Origin of the sequence: Sandaracinobacteroides sayramensis (assembly GCF_022014495.1) — a bacterium.
GTDB classification, from domain to species: Bacteria; Pseudomonadota; Alphaproteobacteria; order Sphingomonadales; family Sphingomonadaceae; genus Sandaracinobacteroides; species Sandaracinobacteroides sayramense.
Window position 1 is genome coordinate 195,299 of the sequence record NZ_JAKLSQ010000010.1, and the last position, 21,666, is coordinate 216,964.

At 66.5% G+C, this 21,666-nt stretch carries 16 protein-coding genes and 1 tRNA gene; 16 read left to right on the top strand and 1 reads right to left on the bottom strand.

Annotated elements, in window-relative coordinates:
• Window positions 1-245 precede the first annotated feature (245 nt).
• From cofH to rplA, 11 genes are all read left to right on the top strand, one after another.
• Window positions 246-2,639 (top strand): 5-amino-6-(D-ribitylamino)uracil--L-tyrosine 4-hydroxyphenyl transferase CofH, encoded by a 2,394-nt coding sequence (gene cofH / locus L6Q21_RS09110; RefSeq protein WP_237830429.1) that lies wholly within the window; start codon window positions 246-248, stop codon window positions 2,637-2,639.
• Window positions 2,629-3,318 (top strand): NADPH-dependent F420 reductase, encoded by a 690-nt coding sequence (npdG, locus tag L6Q21_RS09115; protein ID WP_237830430.1) that lies wholly within the window; start codon window positions 2,629-2,631, stop codon window positions 3,316-3,318. The genes cofH and npdG overlap by 11 nt, the downstream gene beginning before the upstream one ends.
• Before the next feature lie 216 nt (window positions 3,319-3,534).
• On the top strand, window positions 3,535-5,025 hold the full coding sequence (locus tag L6Q21_RS09120) for an aldehyde dehydrogenase family protein (protein WP_237830431.1): 1,491 nt from the start codon (window positions 3,535-3,537) through the stop codon (window positions 5,023-5,025).
• A gap of 10 nt (window positions 5,026-5,035) precedes the next feature.
• Window positions 5,036-6,928: an outer membrane protein assembly factor BamB family protein gene (locus L6Q21_RS09125; RefSeq protein WP_237830432.1), complete on the top strand. Its 1,893-nt coding sequence runs from the start codon at window positions 5,036-5,038 to the stop codon at window positions 6,926-6,928.
• Complete coding sequence (locus L6Q21_RS09130) at window positions 6,925-7,899, top strand: TIGR03619 family F420-dependent LLM class oxidoreductase (RefSeq protein ID WP_237830433.1); 975 nt, start codon at window positions 6,925-6,927, stop codon at window positions 7,897-7,899. The genes L6Q21_RS09125 and L6Q21_RS09130 overlap by 4 nt, the downstream gene beginning before the upstream one ends.
• Window positions 7,900-7,910: 11 nt before the next feature.
• Window positions 7,911-8,552: a nuclear transport factor 2 family protein gene (locus L6Q21_RS09135; protein WP_237830434.1), complete on the top strand. Its 642-nt coding sequence runs from the start codon at window positions 7,911-7,913 to the stop codon at window positions 8,550-8,552.
• A gap of 86 nt (window positions 8,553-8,638) precedes the next feature.
• A tRNA-Trp gene (locus L6Q21_RS09140) sits at window positions 8,639-8,714 on the top strand.
• A gap of 184 nt (window positions 8,715-8,898) precedes the next feature.
• Entirely contained in the window at window positions 8,899-9,096 is a 198-nt protein-coding gene (gene secE / locus L6Q21_RS09145) for a preprotein translocase subunit SecE (RefSeq protein ID WP_237830435.1), read from the top strand.
• Between the two features lie 2 nt (window positions 9,097-9,098).
• A complete protein-coding gene (gene nusG, locus L6Q21_RS09150; RefSeq protein ID WP_237830436.1) occupies window positions 9,099-9,638 on the top strand; it encodes a transcription termination/antitermination protein NusG in 540 nt (179 codons plus the stop codon).
• Between the two features lie 141 nt (window positions 9,639-9,779).
• Window positions 9,780-10,214: a 50S ribosomal protein L11 gene (gene rplK / locus L6Q21_RS09155; protein WP_237830437.1), complete on the top strand. Its 435-nt coding sequence runs from the start codon at window positions 9,780-9,782 to the stop codon at window positions 10,212-10,214.
• A gap of 4 nt (window positions 10,215-10,218) precedes the next feature.
• Complete coding sequence (gene rplA, locus L6Q21_RS09160) at window positions 10,219-10,917, top strand: 50S ribosomal protein L1 (protein ID WP_237830438.1); 699 nt, start codon at window positions 10,219-10,221, stop codon at window positions 10,915-10,917.
• A 128-nt stretch (window positions 10,918-11,045) separates the two neighbouring features.
• Here the strand turns inward: rplA and L6Q21_RS09165 are convergent, their stop codons facing one another.
• Window positions 11,046-12,119 carry a PEPxxWA-CTERM sorting domain-containing protein gene (locus L6Q21_RS09165; RefSeq protein WP_237830439.1) on the bottom strand — a complete coding sequence of 358 codons (1,074 nt, stop codon included), beginning with the start codon at window positions 12,117-12,119 and terminating at the stop codon, window positions 11,046-11,048.
• Window positions 12,120-12,279: 160 nt separating this feature from the next.
• Between L6Q21_RS09165 and L6Q21_RS09170 the strand changes: the two genes are divergently transcribed.
• The 5 genes from L6Q21_RS09170 (at window position 12,280) to rpoB (ending at window position 21,654) form a co-directional block, all read left to right on the top strand.
• The gene (locus L6Q21_RS09170; RefSeq protein ID WP_237830440.1) at window positions 12,280-13,827 is read left to right on the top strand and encodes a hypothetical protein; all 1,548 of its coding nucleotides are present in this window, start codon (window positions 12,280-12,282) and stop codon (window positions 13,825-13,827) included.
• Window positions 13,828-14,163: 336 nt separating this feature from the next.
• Window positions 14,164-14,679 carry a 50S ribosomal protein L10 gene (rplJ, locus tag L6Q21_RS09175; RefSeq protein WP_237830441.1) on the top strand — a complete coding sequence of 172 codons (516 nt, stop codon included), beginning with the start codon at window positions 14,164-14,166 and terminating at the stop codon, window positions 14,677-14,679.
• Window positions 14,680-14,698: 19 nt separating this feature from the next.
• On the top strand, window positions 14,699-15,079 hold the full coding sequence (gene rplL / locus L6Q21_RS09180; protein ID WP_237830442.1) for a 50S ribosomal protein L7/L12: 381 nt from the start codon (window positions 14,699-14,701) through the stop codon (window positions 15,077-15,079).
• A 686-nt stretch (window positions 15,080-15,765) separates the two neighbouring features.
• The gene (locus L6Q21_RS09185) at window positions 15,766-17,220 is read left to right on the top strand and encodes a vWA domain-containing protein (protein ID WP_237830443.1); all 1,455 of its coding nucleotides are present in this window, start codon (window positions 15,766-15,768) and stop codon (window positions 17,218-17,220) included.
• 279 nt (window positions 17,221-17,499) lie between these two features.
• Window positions 17,500-21,654, top strand: coding sequence for a DNA-directed RNA polymerase subunit beta (gene rpoB, locus L6Q21_RS09190; protein WP_237830444.1), 4,155 nt, complete (start codon window positions 17,500-17,502; stop codon window positions 21,652-21,654).
• Window positions 21,655-21,666: the final 12 nt, after the last annotated feature.

Below are 21,666 nucleotides of genomic sequence, written 5' to 3' on the forward strand. Positions count from 1 at the left end.
TTCTGCTGCAAAACGCGCCTCTCCCTTTCCGACATGCCGGCGTGGCACATATGCGGCCATTTCCGGCTGCCGGGCTCCCAATGCAGATTATGCACTTGACTGCAAGATTAGGCAATGGGATTTCTGTCATGCCCGCGCGACCGGCGGCGTTTGGCCTGCGATCCTACGATCGGATGCAGACAAGCCGCCCCGCGCAGGGCAGGGGAGAGGCGGGCCGTGTCGAGGCCCGAGGGAGTGATGTGCGGATGAGATGGGATCAGGGCGCGGATGCCGGCGCCATAGCCGCCTCGATCGGGGAGATGCCGCTGGCGGAGATGCTGGCGGCGGCGCGGGCGCTGCGCGACGAGGGGCATGGGCGGCTGCAGAGCTGGTCCCCCAAGGTGTTCCTGCCGCTGACGCAATTGTGCCGGAATCGCTGCCATTACTGCACCTTCGCTCACCCGCCCCGGAAGGGTGAGCGCTGCTATATGCGGCCGGAGGAGATTCTGGAGATCGCCCGCGCCGGGCGCGATTCCGGCTGCACCGAAGCGCTGTTCACGCTGGGGGACAAGCCCGAGCTTCGCTATACTGCGGCGCGCGCGGAACTCGCCGAGCTGGGGCATGAGACGACGATTTCCTATCTCGCCGCCATGGCTGCGCGCGTGCGCGACGAAACCGGCATGCTGCCGCACATCAACGCCGGGGTGATGAGCCGCGAAGAGATGGCGCTGCTGCGGGACGTCTCGGTGAGTCAGGGCCTGATGCTGGAGTCGCTGTCCGGACGGCTGACTGAGAAGGGCGGGCCGCATTACCGCTCCCCCGACAAGGAGCCGGCCGAGCGGCTGCGGATGCTGGAGCAGGCCGGCGAGCTTTCGATTCCCTTCACCACCGGGCTGCTGATCGGAATCGGCGAATCCCGGGACGAGCGGATCGAGGCGCTGGTCGCCATCCGCGATTCCCACGCCGCGCATGGCCATGTGCAGGAAGTGATCGTGCAGAATTTCCGCGCCAAGCCGCGCACGGTGATGGCGGATGCGCCGGAACCGGACCTGGACGATCTGCTGTGGACCATTGCCGCCGCTCGGCTGATTCTGGGTGCCGGCATGAACATCCAGGCGCCGCCCAACCTGTCGGCCGAGGATTTCCCCCGGCTGATGGAGGCCGGGATCAACGACTGGGGCGGGGTTTCCCCGGTGACGCCGGACCATGTGAACCCGGAAGCGCCCTGGCCGGAAGTCCGGCGCCTGACGGCGGCTACCGAGGCTGGCGGCCGGCTGCTGGTGGCGCGGCTGCCGGTCTATCCCTCGCATATGGGGGAGCGGTGGCAGGCCGAGCCCATGCGGCCGCTGCTGCGCGTGCAGGCGGATTCCCATGGATTTGCGCGGCGCGATCGCTGGTCCCCGGGGCAGCCGCTGCCGCGCGAGGCGGCCATACTGCCGCCGAGGCGGGCCGCCGGCGACCGGCGGATGGCCGAGATCGTCGATGTGGCGCTGGCCGGCGGCAATCTGGAAGCCGCGGAGATCGAGCATCTGTTCACCGCCCGCGAAGCGCAGGTGGAGGAATTGTGCGAGGCCGCCGACGCCCTGCGCCGCGCGGTGATGGGCGACCGGGTGACCTTCGTCGTCAACCGCAACATCAACTACACCAACATCTGCTCCTACCGCTGCGGCTTCTGCGCCTTTTCCAAGGGTTCCGGCGCCGAAGCGCTGCGCGGCCGGCCCTATGATCTGGACGAGGGCGAAATCGTGCGGCGCGCGGTGGAAGCGGTGGAACGCGGCGCCACCGAGGTATGCCTGCAGGGGGGAATCCACCCGGCCTATACCGGCAACACCTATCTCGGAATTACCCGGGCCGTGCGCGGCGCGCTTCCGAAGCTGCACATCCACGCCTTCTCGCCGCTGGAAATCCAGCAGGGCGCGGCGACGCTGGGGCTGCCGCTGGACGCCTATCTGGCGGAGTTGAAGGCCGCCGGGCTGGACACGCTTCCGGGCACCGCCGCCGAGATTCTGGACGACGAGGTGCGCGACATCCTCTGCCCCGACAAGCTTTCGACCGCCGAGTGGCTGGAAGTGGTGGAAACCGCGCACAAGCTGGGAATCCGCACGACCGCCACCATCATGTTCGGCCATGTCGAAACGCCCCGCCACTGGGCGCGGCATCTGATCCGCATCCGCGAACTGCAAAAGCGCACCGGCGGTTTCACCGAATTCGTGCCGCTGCCCTTCGTGCATATGGAAGCGCCGATTTCGCTGAAGGGCCGCACCCGGCTGGGGCCGACGCTGCGCGAGGTGCGGTTGATGCACGCGGTGGCGCGGCTGGCGCTGCACTCGCATATCAACTCCATCCAGACAAGCTGGGTGAAGCTGGGTGCGGTGGGCGCGGCGCTTTGCCTGGAAGGTGGCGCCAATGATCTGGGCGGGACGCTGATGAACGAAAGCATCTCGCGCGCGGCCGGCACCGTGCACGGGCAGGAGTTCCCGCCCGCCGCGATGGAGAAGCTGATCCGCTCGGTCGGGCGGACGCCGATGCAGCGAACGACGCTTTATGGGCCGGTCGATATGGAAACGCGCGCGCGCGGCCATGCGGCGGGCGAACTGACTCCGCTGGTGCTGACGGCACCGAAGCGCAAGGTAAAAGAGAGGATTGCCAATGTCGAATGATGGGGCGAATGCGCAAAAGCCCGCGATCGCCGTTCTGGGCGGGACGGGGAAGGAAGGCGGCGGGCTGGCGTTGCGCTGGGCGCACCGGGGCCACAAGGTGATTCTGGGCGGACGCTCGGCTGAAAAGGCGGCGGAAGCGGCAGCCCTGATGAACGAAACGCTGGGAAGCGATCTGGTGAGCGGGGCCGCCAACCCGGATGCGGCGGCGGCCGGCGAGATCGTGGTGCTGACCGTGCCTTTTGCGGCGCAGCGCGAGACGGTGGAATCGGTGCGGGACGCGCTTCAGGGCAAGATCCTGATCGACGTGACGGTGCCCTTGGTGCCGCCGAAAGTCGGGCGGGTGCAGCTTCCGAACGGCGGCTCGGCGGTGGAAGCGATCCAGACGCTTCTGGGCGAGGGCGTTCGTGTGGTTTCCGCCTTCCAGAACATCTCCGCCCACCATCTGACCAAGCTCGATGAAGAGGTGGATTGCGACGTGCTCGTCTGCGCCGACGATCCGGAGGCGGGCGAAACGGTTGTCGGGCTGGCGCATGAAATCGGGCTGGGGGCCTTCTATGCCGGGCCGCTGGCCAATTCGGTGGTGACCGAAGGGCTGACGTCGGTGCTGATCTCGCTCAACCGGCGCTACAAGGTGAAGGATTCGGGCATCCGCCTGACCGGCCTGCCGCCAAGGGCCTGACGTTCGGCGCGTGGGATCTCCCCGCGCGCCGCTTTGCTTTTCGAGGCATGTCGCGCGCAGGAACCGGGTTCTTGCGCGCGACATGCCTTGTCTGTGTCGAATTTCCGAAAATTGCGCAGTTGTGCAATAATACTTCTTGACCCGATTATAAATCTGCACCAAAATGCAATAATAAGAGGGGCGCCGAAGCGCCGGGAGTTTGGAGGAAGTGCGGCAATGACGGGGAAGGTGCCCTTCAGCGCCTATGATCGGCTGTTTATCGACGGCCAATGGGCTGCGCCCGGTGCAGGCGAGCGGATCGCGGTGTTCGATCCGGCGACGGAAGAGGTCTTTGGCGAGGCGCCGCAGGCCGGAGTCGCCGATGCCGAAGCCGCGATCGCGGCGGCTTTCGGCGCGTTCGAAACGGGCCCATGGCCCCGGCTTTCCGCTGCCGAACGGGCCAACCGGCTGGAGCCGCTGCTGGCCTGGCTGGTCGCGCATGAAGAGCGGCTGGTGGCCCTTGCCGTTGCCGAGACCGGGGCGGCCGCGCCTCTTGCCCGGGCGGTGGGGGTGCGCACCGCGCTCGACATCGCCCGCGCCACCCTAAATCTTGCCCGGACCGATCTCGACCGGATGCTGCCGCTGGAAACCGTGCCGCTGCCCGATGGCACGGCGAATGTCGGCGGCGGTATCGTGCTGCGCGAGCCAGTGGGCGTGGTGGCGATCATCACCCCTTATAATTTTCCGCTGCTGATGGGTGTGGTGAAGCTGTTCCAGGCGCTGGTGATGGGCAACAGCGTGGTGATGAAGCCATCGCCTTTCACCCCGTTCGAGGCGCTGGTGCTGGGCGAGGCCACGGAAGCTGCCGGCCTGCCGCGAGGTGTGGTGAATGTGATCACCGGCGATGCCGATGTCGGTTCGACGCTGGCGTCCGATCCGCGTGTGGCGCTGGTGTCCTTCACTGGCTCGGATGCGGTTGGGGCGGCGATCCAGCGGCAGGCCGCAGCCACCGTCAAGCGGCTGGTGCTGGAATTGGGCGGCAAGTCCGCCATGCTGATCTGTCCGGACGCCGATTTAGATCTGGCCGCCGCCGCCGGGATGCGGTCGATGACGATGCACGCAGGGCAGGCCTGTGGGCTGACGACGCGGCACATCGTGCACAACAGCGTTCGCGAGGCTTATGTCGCGAAGCTGGCCGAACTTCAGCGCGCCGTGCGCGTTGGCCCGGGGGCCGATCCCGCGACCACCATGGGGCCGCTGATCCGCGCCAGCCAGCGCGAGCGGGTGGAGGGGCATGTCAGCCGGGCGCTGGCGGATGGCGCGCGTCTGCTGTTCGGCGGCGGCCGGCCGGCCGATCTGCCGCGCGGCTGGTTCCATGAGCCGACGCTGCTGGATCAGGTGGAGGGCGGCATGGCGATCGCCCGCGAGGAGGTGTTCGGCCCGGTGGCTGTCGTCATCGGCGTGGACAGCGACGAGGAAGCCGTGCGCGTCGCCAACGACAGCGACTATGGGCTGAACGGCACCGTCTGGTCCCGCGATATGGGCCGGGCCTTCGCGCTGGCGCGCGCGGTGCGGGCGGGCGGCATCTCCATCAACGGCGGCCCCGGCAATTTCAGCATCCACGCGCCCTTCGGGGGCATCAAGCGTTCCGGCTTCGGCCGCGAATATGGAATCGACGGCCTGCACGAATATTCGAGCGCCAAGGCCATTCGCTACCGCACAGCCTGAGGAGCCGTTCATGGCCCGATATACTCCAGCCTTGCTTGCCCTGGCGCCGCTTTCGATTGCGGCCATCGCCGCCGTCGCCGCGCCCGAGGAACCGAAGAAGGCGCTGAACGAGGCTTTTCTGGCGGCCGAAAGGGCGCGCGAGGCGATGCCCGGCGCCGCCATCTTCCGCGAAAGCTGCCTGGGCTGCCACGACGGCTCCGTGCCGAAGGCGCCGCTCACCCGCATGATGGCGGCGATGATGCCCGAAGCCATCGTGCAGGCGCTGACCAGCGGGGTGATGCGCGACGTGGGAGAGGCGCTGACGCCGGATCAGCGCATCCAGGTGGCGGAGTATCTCACCTCGCCGCGCCGCTATGGCGATGCGGCTTCGGTGAAGCTGCCGATGTGCGCGCCCGAGCGGGCGGCGTTCGACTATGCCGACGGCCATGAAGGCGTGGTCTGGGGCATCGACGGCGCCAACACCCGCCTGACCAGCGCCAGGGATGCCATCGCGGCCGGGGACCTGCCGAAGCTGAAGCTGAAATGGGCGTTCGCTTTCCCGAACGCGCAGCGCGTCCGCTCGCAGCCGGCGATGATCGGCGGCGCGGCGATCATGGGCAGCCATTCCGGCCGCATCTATGCGCTGGACCGCGAGACCGGCTGCGTGCGCTGGACCTTCGACGCGGCCGGCGAAGTGCAGACGGGGATCGTCTCCACACCATGGAAGAAGGGCGACCGCAAGGCAAAGCCGATCATCTTCTTTGGCGATGGTATCGGCAAGGTCTATGCGCTGGACGCGGTGACCGGCAAGCAGCTCTGGTCGGACCGGCCGGAGGAGCACAGCTCGGCGAAGATCACCGCCGCCGCCACGCTGCACGATAACATCCTTTATGTGCCGGTATCCTCCGGCGAAATCGCCGCCGCCGGCAATCCTGCCTATGGCTGCTGTACCTTCCGCGGACAGGTGGTGGCCTATGACGCGCGTTCGGGCAAGAAGCTGTGGCACAGTTACACCGTCGACGTGCCGGTGTCGCAGGGGCAGAACAGCGCCGGCACGGAAGTGTTCGGGCCTTCGGGCGCGCCGGTCTGGAACACGCCGACCGTCGATCCGAAGCGTGGGCTCCTCTATTTCGGCACGGGCGAGAATTACTCGGACCCCGGCACGGAGACCAGCGACGCCATCATCGCCATCGACCTGAAGACCGGCAAGCGGCGCTGGCACGCGCAGGGTCTGGCGGGCGATGTGTGGAACATGTCGTGCGGCACGGACAAGGACGCCAACTGCCCGAAGAATCCAGGGCCGGACTTCGATTTCGCGGCGCCGCCGATCCTGGTGAAGCTGCCGAACGGCAAGGACATATTGGTGGCCGGGCAGAAGTCCGGCTGGGCCTTCGGGATCGATCCGGACAGCGGCGAGTTCCTCTGGCGCGAGAAGCTGGGGCGCGGTGGCCTGCTCGGCGGTATCCATTTCAGCATGGCGGCCGACGGGGACCGGGTTTACGTTCCGATGGCCGACACCGAGGTGGGCGTGAAATATGAGGGCGAGGCGAAGCCGGGCATCAACGCCGTGGATGCGGCGACCGGCAAGCTCCTCTGGTCCTTCCGCGCGCCGGACAATTGCGCGGGGCGGCCGCTTTGCCACCCCGGCACGTCCGGCACCGTGACCGCTGCCCCCGGCTATGTGCTGAACGGGGCGATGGACGGCCTGCTGCGCGCCCATGACGCGAAGACCGGCAAGGTGATCTGGGAGTTCGACACGACGAAGCCGGTGCCCGCCGTCAACGGCGGCGAGGCGCGGGGCGGCTCGTTTGGCGGCGGCGCCGGGCCGATCATGAAGGACGGGCTGCTGTTCGTGTCGTCGGGCTATGGCTATGCGGTGCAGGCGCCCGGCAACGCCCTCCTGGTGTTCGAGGTGGCGAAATGAAGATCGGCGTCCGGATACCCGTCTATCGCAAATGGTGCCGGGCGGCGGAAATCCGCCGGATCGCGACCATGGCGGAGAATCTCGGCTTCGATTCCCTCTGGGTGCAGGACCATCTGGTGGCGCCGATGGGGCCGGCCGAGGAAATCGCCGTTGGCGGCACCAGCAACTTCCTGAAGGCTGGGGAGGGGGCTCCGGCGGCCAAGCCGATGAGCCTGTTCGAATATTACGCCGGGGACGACTGGTGGCTCGACCCTTATGTCGTCTGGTCCTATCTGGCGGGGATCACCAGCCGGGTGACGCTGGCGAGCGACATATTGGTTCTGCCCTATCGCAACCCGGTGGTGCAGGCGAAGATGATCGGCACCATCGACCAGCTTTCGGGCGGGCGGCTGATGATCGGCACCGGCACCGGCCATGTGGAAGCGGAATCGAAGGCATTGGGCCTCGACTTCGCGGCGCGCGGGCGGATGCACGACGAATATCTGCGCTGCATCCGCGCCATATTGGCGGGGGAGGAGGCGAGCTTCGATGGCGAGTTCGTGTCTTTCGGGCCGCTGCGCACGCTGATCCGGCCGGTGCAGCAGCCTGCGCCGCCTTTCTACACCGGCGGCAATGGCCCGCGCGCCATCCGCCGGGCGATCGAACTGGGGGACGGATGGCTGCCCAACGCCGCCGATCCGGAAGGGCTGGCGAAGGGCATGGCGCTTCTGGAAAGCACGGCCGCCGAAATGGGGCGGACAGAATTGCCGAAGGTTGCCGTTTCCCTGCCCAACCGCATCCGGCTGGCCACGCCTTCGGCTCGGGCCGGCGGCAGGCCGCTGATGGACGCGGATGCGGCCATTGCCGACCTGAAGGCGTTTGAGGCGCTGGGCGTCGATCATGTCTCGATCGGCCTGTTGATGCCGAATGTGGACATCTATCTGGAGCAAATAGAGTTTTTTGCAAACAAGGTGTTGCCGGCATTCCGGTGAGGGGAGGACGCATGCTTGAGGAAGACGATCGCCGCTGGCTGGCGGAAGGGCGCACGGAGCGGCGCGGGTTTCTGGCGGCCGCCGGGCTCGTGGCTTTGGCCTCCGCGGTCGGCGCGCGCGCGGCCGTGGAACGCGGTCTGGAAGCCAAGCGCATCACGGCCGAGGCCACGGCGCGGTTGGCCATCATCGAAGGGCTTGCCCGCTACTGCCGGGGCATGGACCGTTCCGACCGCGCGCTGCAGGCGAGCATCTGGCACAAGGATTCGACGGCGCAGTATCTCGACCACCCGATCGGGCCGTCGGCCACTCCGCTCGACAGCGGGCAGAAGTTCGTGGAATCGAAGCTGGTCACCCACCACCGCATCCTCAACACTCATATCGAGGTGAACGGCGACCGGGCGGTGAGCGAGGGCTATGGCGATTCGGTGATCCGCGACCATCCGGACAAGGATGGGATCCTGCTGGAGACCATCTACCGTGGCCGCTATGTCGACCGCTGGAGCCTGCGCGACGGCCGCTGGGCGATCGAGCACCGCCGCTACATCGCGGAGATGTACAACGAGCATCGCTACGACACGAAGAACTGGCCGCCGTTCGCGCTGCGCCAGGCGAAGTTCACGCGGGACGACGAAAGCTATCGCTACTTCGCTTGAGCACCGCCGCCGGGAAGGGCGGCCGGGCGAAAGATGCGCTTGCTTCGGACCCTGGCCTCCCTTATAGCCCCGGCTCCCGCGCTCCTAGGAGTGTAGCTCAGTTGGTAGAGCATCGGTCTCCAAAACCGAGGGCCGGGGGTTCGAGTCCCTCCACTCCTGCCAACGCATGATCGCCGGGCCACCCTTGCAAAGGCTCGGGCGTGCCATCATGTGGCTGGAGACGCGGGTGAAAAGCTTGCACCCGGCCGATGCCCTGAAGAGGGGTGTCTGCCGGGAGTTGTCGTTGGTGAAAGCGCATGCGAAGTGATTCGCGTAAAGCTCGCCACAGATGGAAGAGGTCTGACGCATGGCCAAGACGAGCCCGGGCGAATTCGTCCGGCAGGTGAGGCAGGAAACCGCGAAGGTCGTGTGGCCGTCGCGCAAGGAGGTCGTGCAGACGACCATCCTGGTGCTCATCATGACCTCGATCCTGGCGCTCTTCTTCCTGGGCGTCGACCAGCTTCTGGGCCGCGTCATCAAGCTGTTTCTGGGGGTTGGGGCCTGAGCATGGCGCGCTGGTACATCATTCACGCCTATTCCGGCTTCGAGAACAAGGTTCGCGACCAGATCCTCGCCGATGCCTCGCGCATGGGGCTGGAAGGGCTGGTCGAATCGGTCGAGGTGCCGACCGAGAAGGTGACGGAAGTGCGCCGCGGCAAGAAGGTGCAGTCGGAGCGGAAGTTCTTCCCCGGCTATGTGCTGGCCAAGCTGGAAATGAACGATCAGGTCTATCACCTGGTGAAGAACACGCCGAAGGTGACCGGCTTCCTGGGCTTCTCCGGCAAGCCGCAGCCGATCAGCGAGGCGGAAGCCGCGCGAATCCTCAACACCAAGGCGGAAGCGGATGCGGCCGCGCCCAAGGCGAAGAAGAAGGTCTCGTTCGAGATCGGCGATTCGGTGAAGGTGCTGGACGGCCCGTTCGCCAGCTTCTCGGGCCTGGTCGAGGAAATCGACTTCGAAAAGGGCCGGGTGAAGGTGTCCGTTTCGATCTTCGGGCGCGCGACGCCCGTGGAACTGGATTTCGAGCAGGTCGAAAAGACCAAATAAGCTCGGACATGCCCCTGAGCCGCGGTCGGACAGGGGGAGCATCGTGGGAGGTAAGGGGTTCCGCCCAAGCCGTTCGCACCACACGGCCGCACAACCGGAGGGGAGGGTGGAGACACCCGAACCGGATTTGGAGCAAGACATATGGCCAAGAAGATTACCGGCTATATCAAGCTGCAGGTTGCAGCTGGTAAAGCCACCCCAAGCCCGCCGATCGGGCCGGCGCTGGGTCAGCGCGGCGTGAACATCATGGAATTCTGCAAGGCGTTCAACGCTGCCACTGGCAGCCTGGAAGCCGGCATGCCGATTCCGACGGTGATCACCGTCTACGCCGACCGCAGCTTCTCGTTCATCACCAAGACACCGCCGGCGAGCTTCCTGCTAAAGAAGGCCGCCGGCCTGAAGTCCGGCTCGGCCACGCCCGGCAAGGGCGCGGCGATCGCCAAGGTCAAGCAGTCGCAGATCCGCGAGATCGCGGAACTGAAGATGAAGGACCTGAACGCGAACGACATCGACATGGCGATGAAGACCATCGAGGGCTCCGCCCGCGCGATGGGCCTCGAAGTGGTGGAGGGCTGACGACATGGCGAAGCTGACCAAGAAGTCGAAGACCCTGGCCGCGACCGTGGAGCCGCTGAAGCTCTACCCCGTCGATGAAGCGCTGGGCATCGTGAAGGCGAACGCCACCGCGAAGTTCGACGAGACCATCGAAGTGGCCGTGAACCTGAACGTCGACCCGCGCCACGCCGACCAGATGGTCCGCGGCATGGTGACTCTGCCCAAGGGCACCGGCAAGACGGTGCGCGTGGGCGTGTTCGCGCGCGGCGCCAAGGCCGATGAGGCCCGCGAGGCCGGCGCCGACGTGGTGGGCGCGGAAGACCTGCTGGAAATCGTGCAGGGCGGCACCATCGACTTCGACCGCTGCATCGCGACGCCGGACCTGATGGGCCTCGTCGGCCGTCTCGGCAAGGTGCTGGGCCCGAAGGGCCTGATGCCGAACCCGAAGCTGGGCACGGTGACGATGAACGTCGCCGAAGCGGTGAAGGCGGCCAAGGGCGGCCAGATCGAGTTCCGTGTCGAGAAGGCGGGGATCATCCACGCCGGCCTCGGCAAGGCGAGCTTCCCGCAGGAAGATCTGAAGGCCAATCTGGACGCCTTCCTGGACGCGCTGGTGAAGGCCAAGCCGTCGGGCGCCAAGGGCAAATATGTGGAGAAGATCGCGCTCAGCTCGACTCAGGGCAAGGGCGTGAAGGTGGATACGGCGTCCGCGCTGGGCGCCTGATCCTTCTTCCAAGGAATGAGATGCGGGAAGGCCGGGGGAAACCCCGGCCTTCTTTGCGTTGATGCGGAAGGACCGGGTTCGCGCCCCGGCCCTTCCTTCACGCCCTGTCCTGAGCCTGGCTTGCGGGATCAGGCTGCCATCCGCAGGGCGCGCTGTCGGCGTGCCGCCGCGCCGACAACGCCGAAGCCGAGAAGGAGCATGGCCCAGCTGGCGGGCTCGGGCACGCCGCCGACACCGCCGCCCGGTTGCTCGAGCGTGGTGAAGAGGATGCCGGACTTCGACGACCATGTGAGGCCGTCCGGCGTTTCTCCCAGAGCCAGGGCGCCGGTGTGGCCGAAGCCGCAGGTGGTGGCGCGTCCGCGGCAATCCAGATACAGCGTGAAGGCGAAACCGAGCTGGGAATAGCCGACGGGAATGGCGATGGTGGTGAGGAAAGTGCCTTCCACCACGCCGGTTCCGGTGTCGAAATTCTGGGTGAACTGGAAGTCGTCCGGCGTGCCGGAATAATAATATTTCTGCTCGAAAATGCCGTTGTTCATGTCCCAGTAGGCCTGGGCGGTGCCACCGATATATTGGCCGCTTCCGGCCCATGTGATGTAGCCCGTGGGCGTGCCGTCGATCACTTCGTAGACATTGTTGAGCGCCAGCCCGAGGAGGCCGGTTACATAACCGTCGGAATAGCCGAGCGGCGCGGTGTAGAGGCCGTCGAAGCTGTAGCCGAAGGTGAGATAGGCGGTGGCGCCGGAGGTGTTGTTGAAGGTGAGGATGTCGCTGATGCGGGCGTTGGCGAAGGCTGAGCGGGCCCCCACATCCTCGTTATGGCCATAGGCCTTCAGCTGGCCCTTGCCGAGGTCACCGGATGCGAACGCCACCGATCCGCTGTTGGACCAGGCGTTGGCGCTGTTGGACCAGCCATCGTCCCAGCTGTTGCTGCCATAGCCGTTGGCAAGCCCTTCGGTGGCATAATTCTGGATCACCGAGCCATTGTTGCCCACGGCGATGCCGGCGCCGGAAAACTGCCCCCAATTGCCATGGACATGGCCCACGACGTTGACGCTGGCGCAGGAGCGGGGATCGGGAGTGCTGGCGATGCCGTTGCCGTTGTAGGTGCAATGGTCCCACGGCTCGGGCGCCGCGGCGATGGAAGGCGCGGCGCAGGCGAGCACCGAAAGGCCGATCAAGGTGGAGATGGTGATGCGCATGATGAAACCCCTGTTTTTTCCGTGGCGCGATCCCTCCGCGCCATGAACTGCAGGCTAATGCGCGGACGGTTGGTTAATCTTCCCCCCTTGTCGGGGCGGCTCGGGGCATGACGGGACATCGGCCGCTTGCGGCCTGAGTAGGCGCGTCTAATCTGTGCCGATGGTCGACGATTCCACCAGCGAAATGGAGGCGGGAAGCCGCGCCGCGCGGCTGCGCGGATGGAAGGAAATCGGCCGCCGCTTCGGCGTGGACGAGCGGACGGCGAAGCGCTGGGAGACGACGCGCGGGCTGCCGGTGCATCGCGTGCCGGGCGAACCCCGCGCGCCCGTGTTCGCCTATGAGCATGAACTGAAAGCCTGGGTGGAGCAGGATAAGGGAGAGGCTCCGCCGGCTGTCGCCGGGAAGCAGGCCCCGCCGCCGCCCGCGCGCCGGCCGTGGCTGGCCGTGGCGCTGCTGTTGTTGGCGCTGACGGCTGCTGTCGCGCTGTGGATGGGGTGGAGGGCAGCGGAAGAAGGCCGCGCGGCTGAAGCCCGCCTTGGCGATCTGACCCGCCTCGCCGCCAGTCAGGTGGCTGCGGTCAACGACCAGCTGGACAGCCAGCCGGGCACGGTTGCCGTGCGGGCGGCGCTTGCGCAGGAAGCGGTGCAGGTGCTGGGGCGGGTCGCGGCGTCGCCCGATGCTTCGCCCGGATTGAAGCAGGAGGCCGCCGAAGGGTATCGGCGGCTGGCGGTGTTGCAGAATGCGATCGACCGGCCGAGCCTGCGGGACCGGGCGGCCGCTACCCGATCGCTGGCGCAGGCGCAAAGGCTGCTCGAAGGCGACAAGGGCGCGGAGGCCGCGCAGGTGCGCGCGCGCGTGCAGATCGAAATGGCGCGGCAGGCGGCCGGTGGGGGCGATCCGAAGGCGGCGATGGCGATGCTGTCGGCTGCCGAGCCTGTGGCGCGGCGCGCCGGCGGCGCGGTGCTGGACGACTGGTGGCTGGCGAAAAGCGCGGCGGCCAGCTGGAACGGCGACTATGAGGAGTCAGCGAATGCCGCGCGGGAGGTTTCCCTCTCGTCTATCGGCGATCCGGCCGAGGCGCTGACACGGCTGCGGGCGCTGGACCTGGAGGCCGAGGCGAGCTTCTATCTGGAAAAGCCGGCTGCGGCGCGCGCCACATATCTGCGGGCCGTGGACAGCGCCGAAGCCGCGCTTGCCCGCTGGCCGGACGACAATCGGCTGCGCTGGAACCTGTTGCGGCAGCAATGGAATGTGGGGAGCACGCTGATCGGGGAAGGCCGCCCGCGCGAAGCCGTGCCGGTGCTGGCCGAAGCGCTGGCGGGCTGGCAGGCGGTGCAGCGCTCCGACCCTAGCGACGAGGCGGTGCGGGCCTGGGTATTGGCCACGCGCCTGTCCTATGGGCAGGCCCTGGCGGCGGCCGGCGCCTATCCGCGCGCCATTGCCGTGTTGAGCGAAGTGGTGGCGGAGCGCAAGGCCTGGCACGCCGGCCGTCCGGAGGATGCCGACCGGCGCCGCCTGCTGATGAACGGCGTGGCGTCGCTTGCGGATGCGTTGGGGGCATCGGGACGGGCAGGCGAGGCGTGCGCGCTTTATGGCGAGGCGGATCGGATCGGAGCGGACATGGAGAAGGACGGCCAGCTCACCGGTTTCGACCGGCGGGAAACGCTGCGGATGGTGGCTGCGGCGCGCGCGCGTCATTGCGGCTGACCCTGTGGCGGGGCGGCCTCGACAGATGCAGGAATCTTGACCTTGCGGGGAATCCCTGTATAGGCGCGTGTTCCGCTTGCGGGCTTTCGGGCCTGGCAGGCGCCGTCCGAGATTGCAGGTGTCGGGGTGAAACCCGGCTTAAGCGCAAGGCCTGCATGAGACGAGGAACAGCTTTGGCCCTCCGACGCCGTGCGATGGCTGGGGGGATTCGCGGCGAGGCCTGGCTTCGCTGCCGGCGATCCTTTTCGGGCGGGCCATAGGGCCCGGACTTTTCCAGGCCCCTTGGCTCTGTTGCCGTTCCCCAATCCGGGGGGGCGGCGAGTGCAAGGAGTGAGCATGGATCGGAACCAGAAGAAAGAGCTGGTCGCCAATCTCGCGAAGACGCTGGGTGAGACCCAGGTTGTGGTGATCACCCGCAACCATGGCCTCACCGTCGCGCAGGTTTCCGACCTGCGCACGCGGATGCGTGGAGCCGGCGCGCAGTTCAAGGTGACGAAGAACCGGCTTGCCCGCATTGCTCTGGAGGGTACGCCCTATCAGGAAATCGGCCAGCTTCTGGTCGGCCCTGTGGGTCTTGCCACCTCCGCCGATCCGGTTGCGGCTGCGAAGATCGCAATCGAGTTCGCGAAGACCAACGACAAGTTCGAGATCGTTGGCGCTTCGATGGCGGGGACGATGCTCGACGCGAACGGAGTGAAGGCCTTGGCCGAACTTCCGTCGCTCGACGAACTCCGGGCAAAGCTGGTGGGCCTGTTGCAGGCACCTGCGACCAAGATTGCGCAGCTTTCGACGGCCCCGGCCGCCAAGCTGGCGCGTGTGTTTGCGGCTTATGGCGACAGCCAGGCCGCCTGATAGGATTAGGAGAATCTAAATGGCCGACCTGAACAAGATCGTTGAAGAGCTGTCCGCTCTGACCGTCCTCGAAGCCGCCGAGCTTTCGAAGCTGCTCGAAGAAAAGTGGGGCGTTTCCGCCGCTGCCGCCGTGGCCGTGGCCGCTGCGCCTGGCGCTGGCGGCGGCGCTGCCCCGGCTGCCGAGGAAAAGACCGAGTTCGACGTGATCCTCACCGGCGACGGTGGCAAGAAGATCAACGTCATCAAGGAAGTCCGCGCCATCACCGGCCTCGGCCTGACCGAAGCGAAGACCCTGGTGGAATCCGCTCCGAAGGCCGTCAAGGAAGGCGTGAACAAGGACGAAGCCGAGAAGATCAAGAAGCAGCTCGAGGAAGCCGGCGCGACCGTCGAACTCAAGTAAGTCTTCGAAAGCTTTTCGAAGCCTTGAAGGAAGGGGCGGCCTCGTCGAGGGGCCGCCCTTTTCATTTGGCGATTATGCAGTTTGCAAACCAACGGCAATTGTGCGGTCGCCGACCTGACACCGGACATTTCCAACAGCCGTCACCCCGGGCTCGAACCGGGGTCCAGCTTTTCTGCCGGCGCAGCGCTTGAGGAAGACAGCGGGACCCCGGGTCGAGCCCGGGGTGACGAGGGCGTTGCATAGTCGCCGCTTCCCACCGGAACCGACGTTCGCCGCGTGGGTTTGCAAACTGCACAATCCCCTTTCATTTGGCCGGCAGGCAAACGGCAGGCTCTACAGATTTGCATGAGAGGTGCTTTGTTCACACTCCGCAGGCTATGGAACCGGCGGAGGTTGGCGTCATGATTCGGGGTTTGGTCGCAATGCTGTCGGTCGCGGCCTTGCTGGGGGTGTCTGTCCCGGCTTCGGCGCAGCGTGGGGAGCGCGGAACGCTGGCGCCTCCGGGTGTGGATTGCGGGCAATATGGCTTCAAGCGGCCCACGCGCGGCAGGGAGGGCTCGTTAGCCGGCGCTATTCTCGGAACCGCCCTCGGCCCGAAGGCATCTTATGTGCCGCCTCCGCCGCCTCCGCCGTCTTCGCCACCCCCTCCACCACCACCACCACCACCGCCGCCGCCCACCGCGCGGATGGCCGAGGCGCCCACGCATCTGCCGCAAGACCGGGAATCCTATCCGGGCGCCACGCCCAATCCGATCCGGCAAGTCGCGCAGGAGCCGGTCTCCACCTTCTCGATCGACGTGGACACCGCCGCCTACAGCAATGTGCGCCGCTTCCTGAACCGGGATTCCTTGCCGCCGCGCGACGCCGTTCGCGTGGAGGAGCTGCTGAACTATTTCGACTATGGCTATCGGGCGCCGGCGCGTGGTGGCGATCCTTTCGCGGCGACGGTGTCGGTCGTTCCTTCGCCCTGGTCGAAGGGGCACAGGCTGCTGCATATCGGCCTGCAGGGATTCGAACTGCCCAAGGGTGAGCAGCCGCCGTTGAATCTGGTGTTCCTGATCGACACCTCCGGATCGATGATGGGGCCTGACCGGCTGCCGCTCGCCAAGAAGGCGATGGACATTCTGGTCGAGCAGCTCGGCAAGCGCGACCGGGTGGCGATCGTGGCCTATGCGGGTTCGGCCGGGGCCGTGCTGGAGCCGGTGGACGGCCTGCAGAAGACGAAGATTCGCTGTGCGCTCGACTATCTGGAGGCCGGTGGTTCGACCGCCGGCGGGCGCGGGCTGGAACTGGCTTATGCGCTGGCGCGGCAGAATTTCGACCCGAAGGCGGTGAACCGCGTGGTGCTGCTGACGGACGGCGATTTCAACGTGGGCGTCGCGTCGCCCGAACGGATGCGCGACCTGGTGTCGGAACAGCGCGGCAGCGGGGTCTATCTCTCCGTCTATGGCTTCGGACGCGGCAATTACCAGGACCGGATGATGCAGGCGCTGGCGCAGAACGGCAATGGCACCGCCGCTTACATCGACAGCTTTTCCGAGGCGAAGAAGCTGTTCCTGACGGACTTTGCCAAGGGCATGTTCCCGATCGCCGACGATGTGAAGATACAGGTGGAGTTCAACCCGGCCACCGTCCGCGAATACCGGCTGATCGGCTATGAGACGCGGATGCTGGCGCGCGAGGATTTCAACAACGACCGGGTGGATGCCGGCGAAGTCGGTTCCGGCGCGGCGGTGACGGCGATCTATGAGATCGTGCCCGCCGGCGCCTCGGGGTCGGTCGACCCGCTGCGCTATGGCAAGACGGCCGCAAAAGCCGGGAAGGGGGGTGAATATGCCTTCCTGAAATTGCGCTACAAGCGGCCGGGAGAGGCGGTTTCGCGCCTGATGCAGCGCCCCATCGGGGCAGGGGACCATGTGGCGAAACTGGCGGCGGCGCCGGAGGCGACCCGCTGGGCGGTGGCGGTCGCCGGTTTCGGCGAGCGGCTGCGCGGTTCGCCGCATCTGGAGCCGGGGTTCGGACTGCCGCAGGTGGCGGCGCTGGCGGAAAGCGCGAAAGGCGCGGACCCGCATGGCGAGCGGGCGGAATTTGTCACGCTGGTGCGACGGGCGGAAAAGCTGTTGCCGGAAGGCCGCGACTAGATGGCGGACATAAGCCCGTCGCCCCGGGTCGATCCTGCGGCGACAGCTGCTCTGTCTGTCAGGATCAGGCGCGGTCGCCTTTACAGAGCGGGGGGTGCCCCTTATATGCCCCTTTCCACCTGAGTTCGGGATAGAGGGCGCCGTTGCGCAGTGCCTTCACGCATGGGACGCTTGTGGCATCGGGACAGCGCCAAGCCGCAGCCGGGGCAACCCCTTGGCTTTGCGGCTTTTCCTGTCTCGGCTGCGCCTGAGGACATCTGACTGAAGGACCCGTGCCACATGGCGACCAAGGCCGTCGACTCCGCCCGTTCCGCCCCCGCGAATCGCTTCCGCTCCACCCGCCGCATCCGCAAGGTCTTCGGCAACATCGCCGAAGCGGTGCAGATGCCGAACCTGATCGAGGTTCAGCGTGAGAGCTATGAGCATTTCCTGCGCTCGCGGCCGGCCGATGGCTATGTGTCGGGCCTGGAGAAGACGCTGCGCTCGGTCTTCCCGATCAAGGATTTCGCCGGCACGGCCGAGCTGGACTTCGTCGGCTATGAGCTGGAAGACCCGAAATACGACAAGGAAGAGTGCCGCCAGCGGGGCATGACCTTTGCCGCGCCGATGCGCGTGACGCTGCGCCTGATCGTGTTCGAAGTGGATGCCGACACCGGCACCCGCTCCGTCATCGATATCAAGGAGCAGGACGTCTACATGGGCGACATGCCGCTCATGACCGAGAACGGCACTTTCCTGGTGAACGGCACCGAGCGGGTGATCGTTTCGCAGATGCACCGGTCGCCGGGCGTGTTCTTCGACCATGACCGGGGCAAGACCCACAGCAGCGGCAAGTTCCTGTTCGCCGCCCGCGTGATCCCCTATCGCGGTTCCTGGCTGGACTTCGAGTTCGACGCCAAGGACATCGTGAACGTCCGCATCGACAGGAAGCGCAAGCTGCCGGTGACGGCGCTGCTCTATGCGCTGGGCCTGAGCGGCGAGGAAATCCTCAACCATTTCTACGGCACCGTCCGCTGGGAGCGGGACACCAAGCTGAACGGCTGGCGCATGCCCTTCGTGGTGGAGCAGTGGCGCGGCCAGAAGCCTTCCTACGATGTGCTGAACGCCGACACCGGCGAAGTGCTGTTCAGGGACGGCGAGAAGATCACCCCGCGCGCCGCCAAGAAGGCGCAGAATGAGGGCGTCACCTCGCTGCTGGTGCCGGCCGACGAGATTCTCGGCCGCTATTCCGCCTTCGACCTCATCAACGAGAAGACCGGCGCGATCTACATCGAGGCGGGCGACGAGGTGACTCAGGAGCATCTCGACCAGTTGACGGACGCGGGCTTCGCCCATGTCGACGTGCTGGACATCGACCATGTGAACACCGGCCCCTGGATCCGCAACACGCTGATGGCCGACAAGGCCGAGGAGCGCGACCAGGCGCTGGCCGACATCTATCGGGTGATGCGCCCCGGGGAGCCGCCGACGCGCGAAACCGCCGAAGCGCTATTCGCCGGCCTGTTCTTCGATCCGGAGCGCTATGATCTTTCGGCCGTTGGCCGGGTGAAGATGAACATGCGCCTTGGCCTCGACGCGCCGGACGATCTGACGACGCTGCGCAACGAGGATATTCTGGCCGTCGTGAAGACGCTGGTCGAGCTGAAGGACGGCAAGGGCGAGATCGACGACATCGACAATCTCGGCAACCGCCGGGTGCGCTCGGTGGGCGAGCTGCTGGAGAACAGCTACCGCGTCGGCCTGCTGCGCATGGAGCGGGCGGTGAAGGAGCGGATGTCGTCCGTCGATATCTCGACGGTGATGCCGAACGACCTCATCAACGCCAAGCCGGCGGTGGCGGCGGTGCGCGAATTCTTCGGCTCCAGCCAGCTTTCGCAGTTCATGGACCAGACGAACCCGCTGTCCGAAGTGACGCACAAGCGCCGCGTTTCGGCGCTCGGGCCGGGCGGGCTTACCCGCGAGCGCGCCGGCTTCGAAGTCCGCGACGTGCACCCGACCCATTATGGCCGGATCTGCCCGATCGAAACGCCGGAAGGGCCGAACATCGGCCTCATCAACTCGCTGTCCACCTTCAGCCGGGTGAACAAGTACGGCTTCATCGAAACGCCTTATCGCAAGGTGATCGACGGCAAGGTGACCGACGAGGTCGTCTATCTCTCCGCCATGGAGGAAGCGCGCCACACCATCGGCCAGGCGAACGTCGATCTCGATGCGGAAGGCCGCATCGTCGAAGAGCTGGTCTCCGCCCGTCAGGCCGGCGAATTCCTGATCGCCCCGCGCGAGCAGATCACGCTGATGGACGTGTCGCCGAAGCAGCTTGTCTCGGTCGCCGCCTCGCTCATTCCGTTCCTGGAGAATGACGACGCCAACCGCGCGCTGATGGGCTCGAACATGCAGCGGCAGGCCGTGCCGCTGGTGAAGGCGGAGGCGCCTTTCGTCGGCACCGGCATGGAAGCGACTGTCGCCCGGGATTCCGGCGCCGCCATCGCCGCCCGCCGCGCCGGAATCGTCGACCAGGTGGACGCCGGCCGGATCGTCATCCGCGCGACCGAGGATGTGAAGTCGGGCGAGTCGATGGTCGACATCTACACGCTGATGAAGTTCCAGCGTTCGAACCAGAACACCTGCATCAACCAGCGGCCGCTGGTGCGCGTGGGCGACCGGGTTTCGAAGGGCGATGTGATCTGCGACGGCCCGTCGACGCAATATGGCGAGCTGGCGCTGGGCCGGAACGCCCTCGTCGCCTTCATGCCCTGGAACGGCTACAACTACGAAGACTCGATCCTCATCAACGAGCGGATCGTCCGGGACGACGTCTTCACTTCGATCCACATCGAGGAATTCGAAGTGATGGCCCGCGACACCAAGCTCGGGCCGGAGGACATCACCCGCGACATCCCGAACGTCGGCGAGGAAGCGCTTCGCAACCTCGACGAGGCGGGCATCGTCTACATCGGCGCCGAAGTGGAGCCGGGCGACATTCTGGTCGGCAAGATCACGCCGAAGGGCGAAAGCCCGATGACTCCGGAAGAAAAGCTGCTGCGCGCCATCTTCGGCGAAAAGGCGAGCGATGTGCGAGACACCTCGTTGCGGCTGCCGCCGGGCGTCGCCGGCACCATCGTCGAGGTGCGGGTGTTCAACCGCCACGGCATCGACAAGGACGAGCGCGCGCTCTCGATCGAGCGCGAGGAAATCGACCGGCTGGAGAAGGATGCGGCGGACGAACGCGGCATTCTCGATCGCGCCACCTTCGCCCACCTGCGGGAAGTTCTGCTCGGCCAGACGGTCGTGACCGGCCCGAAGGGCGTGAAGAAGGGCGTCGAGATCGACCAGGCGCTGCTCGACGAGCAGCCGAGGCGCGAATGGTGGAAGTTCGGCGTTGCCGACGACGAGGTTCAGGCGAACCTCGAAGCCAGCCGCGGCCAGTATGACGAGGCGATGAAGTCGATCGCCGAGCGCCTCGAAGACCGCAAGGACAAGCTGCAGCGCGGCGACGAGCTGCCGCCGGGCGTGCTGAAGATGGTGAAGGTGTTCGTGGCGGTGAAGCGCAAGCTGCAGCCGGGCGACAAGATGGCCGGCCGGCACGGGAACAAGGGGGTCATCTCCCGCATCCTGCCTTCGGAGGACATGCCTTATCTGGAAGACGGCACCTCCGTCGATCTGGTGCTGAACCCGCTGGGCGTGCCGTCGCGGATGAACGTCGGGCAGATCTTCGAAACCCACCTCGGCTGGGCCGCACGCGGCCTCGGCCGGCAGGTGGCCGGTCTCTTGGAGGATATCGCCCGCAAGAATGAAGCGGCGGTGGAGGACGCGGCCGGCGACCTGCAGAAGCTCCGCTCCAACCTCGACGCCGTCTATGGCCCGCAGGCCAATGTCGAGGCGATGACCGAGGAAGACCTGCTGAAGTTCGCCGAAAGCCTCGTGCCCGGCGTGCCGATGGCGACTCCGGTGTTCGACGGCGCCAAGGAATCCGACGTCTCCAACATGCTGGAACTGGCCGGGCTGCACAGCTCCGGGCAGGTCGAGCTGTTCGACGGGCGGACCGGCGAGGCCTTCGACCGCAAGGTGACGGTGGGCTACATCTACATGCTGAAGCTGCACCACCTGGTCGACGACAAGATCCACGCGCGTTCGATCGGGCCGTACAGCCTCGTCACCCAGCAGCCGCTGGGCGGCAAGGCGCAGTTCGGTGGCCAGCGCTTCGGGGAAATGGAAGTGTGGGCGCTGCAAGCCTATGGCGCGGCCTACACGCTGCAGGAAATGCTGACGGTGAAGTCCGACGACGTGGTCGGCCGCACCAAGGTCTATGAAGCGATCGTCAAGGGCGACGACAGCTTCGAGGCCGGCATTCCCGAGAGCTTCAACGTGCTGGTGAAGGAAATGCGCTCGCTCGGCCTCAATGTCGAGTTGAAGACCACCGACGCCGACGCCTGAGTCTGGACCTGA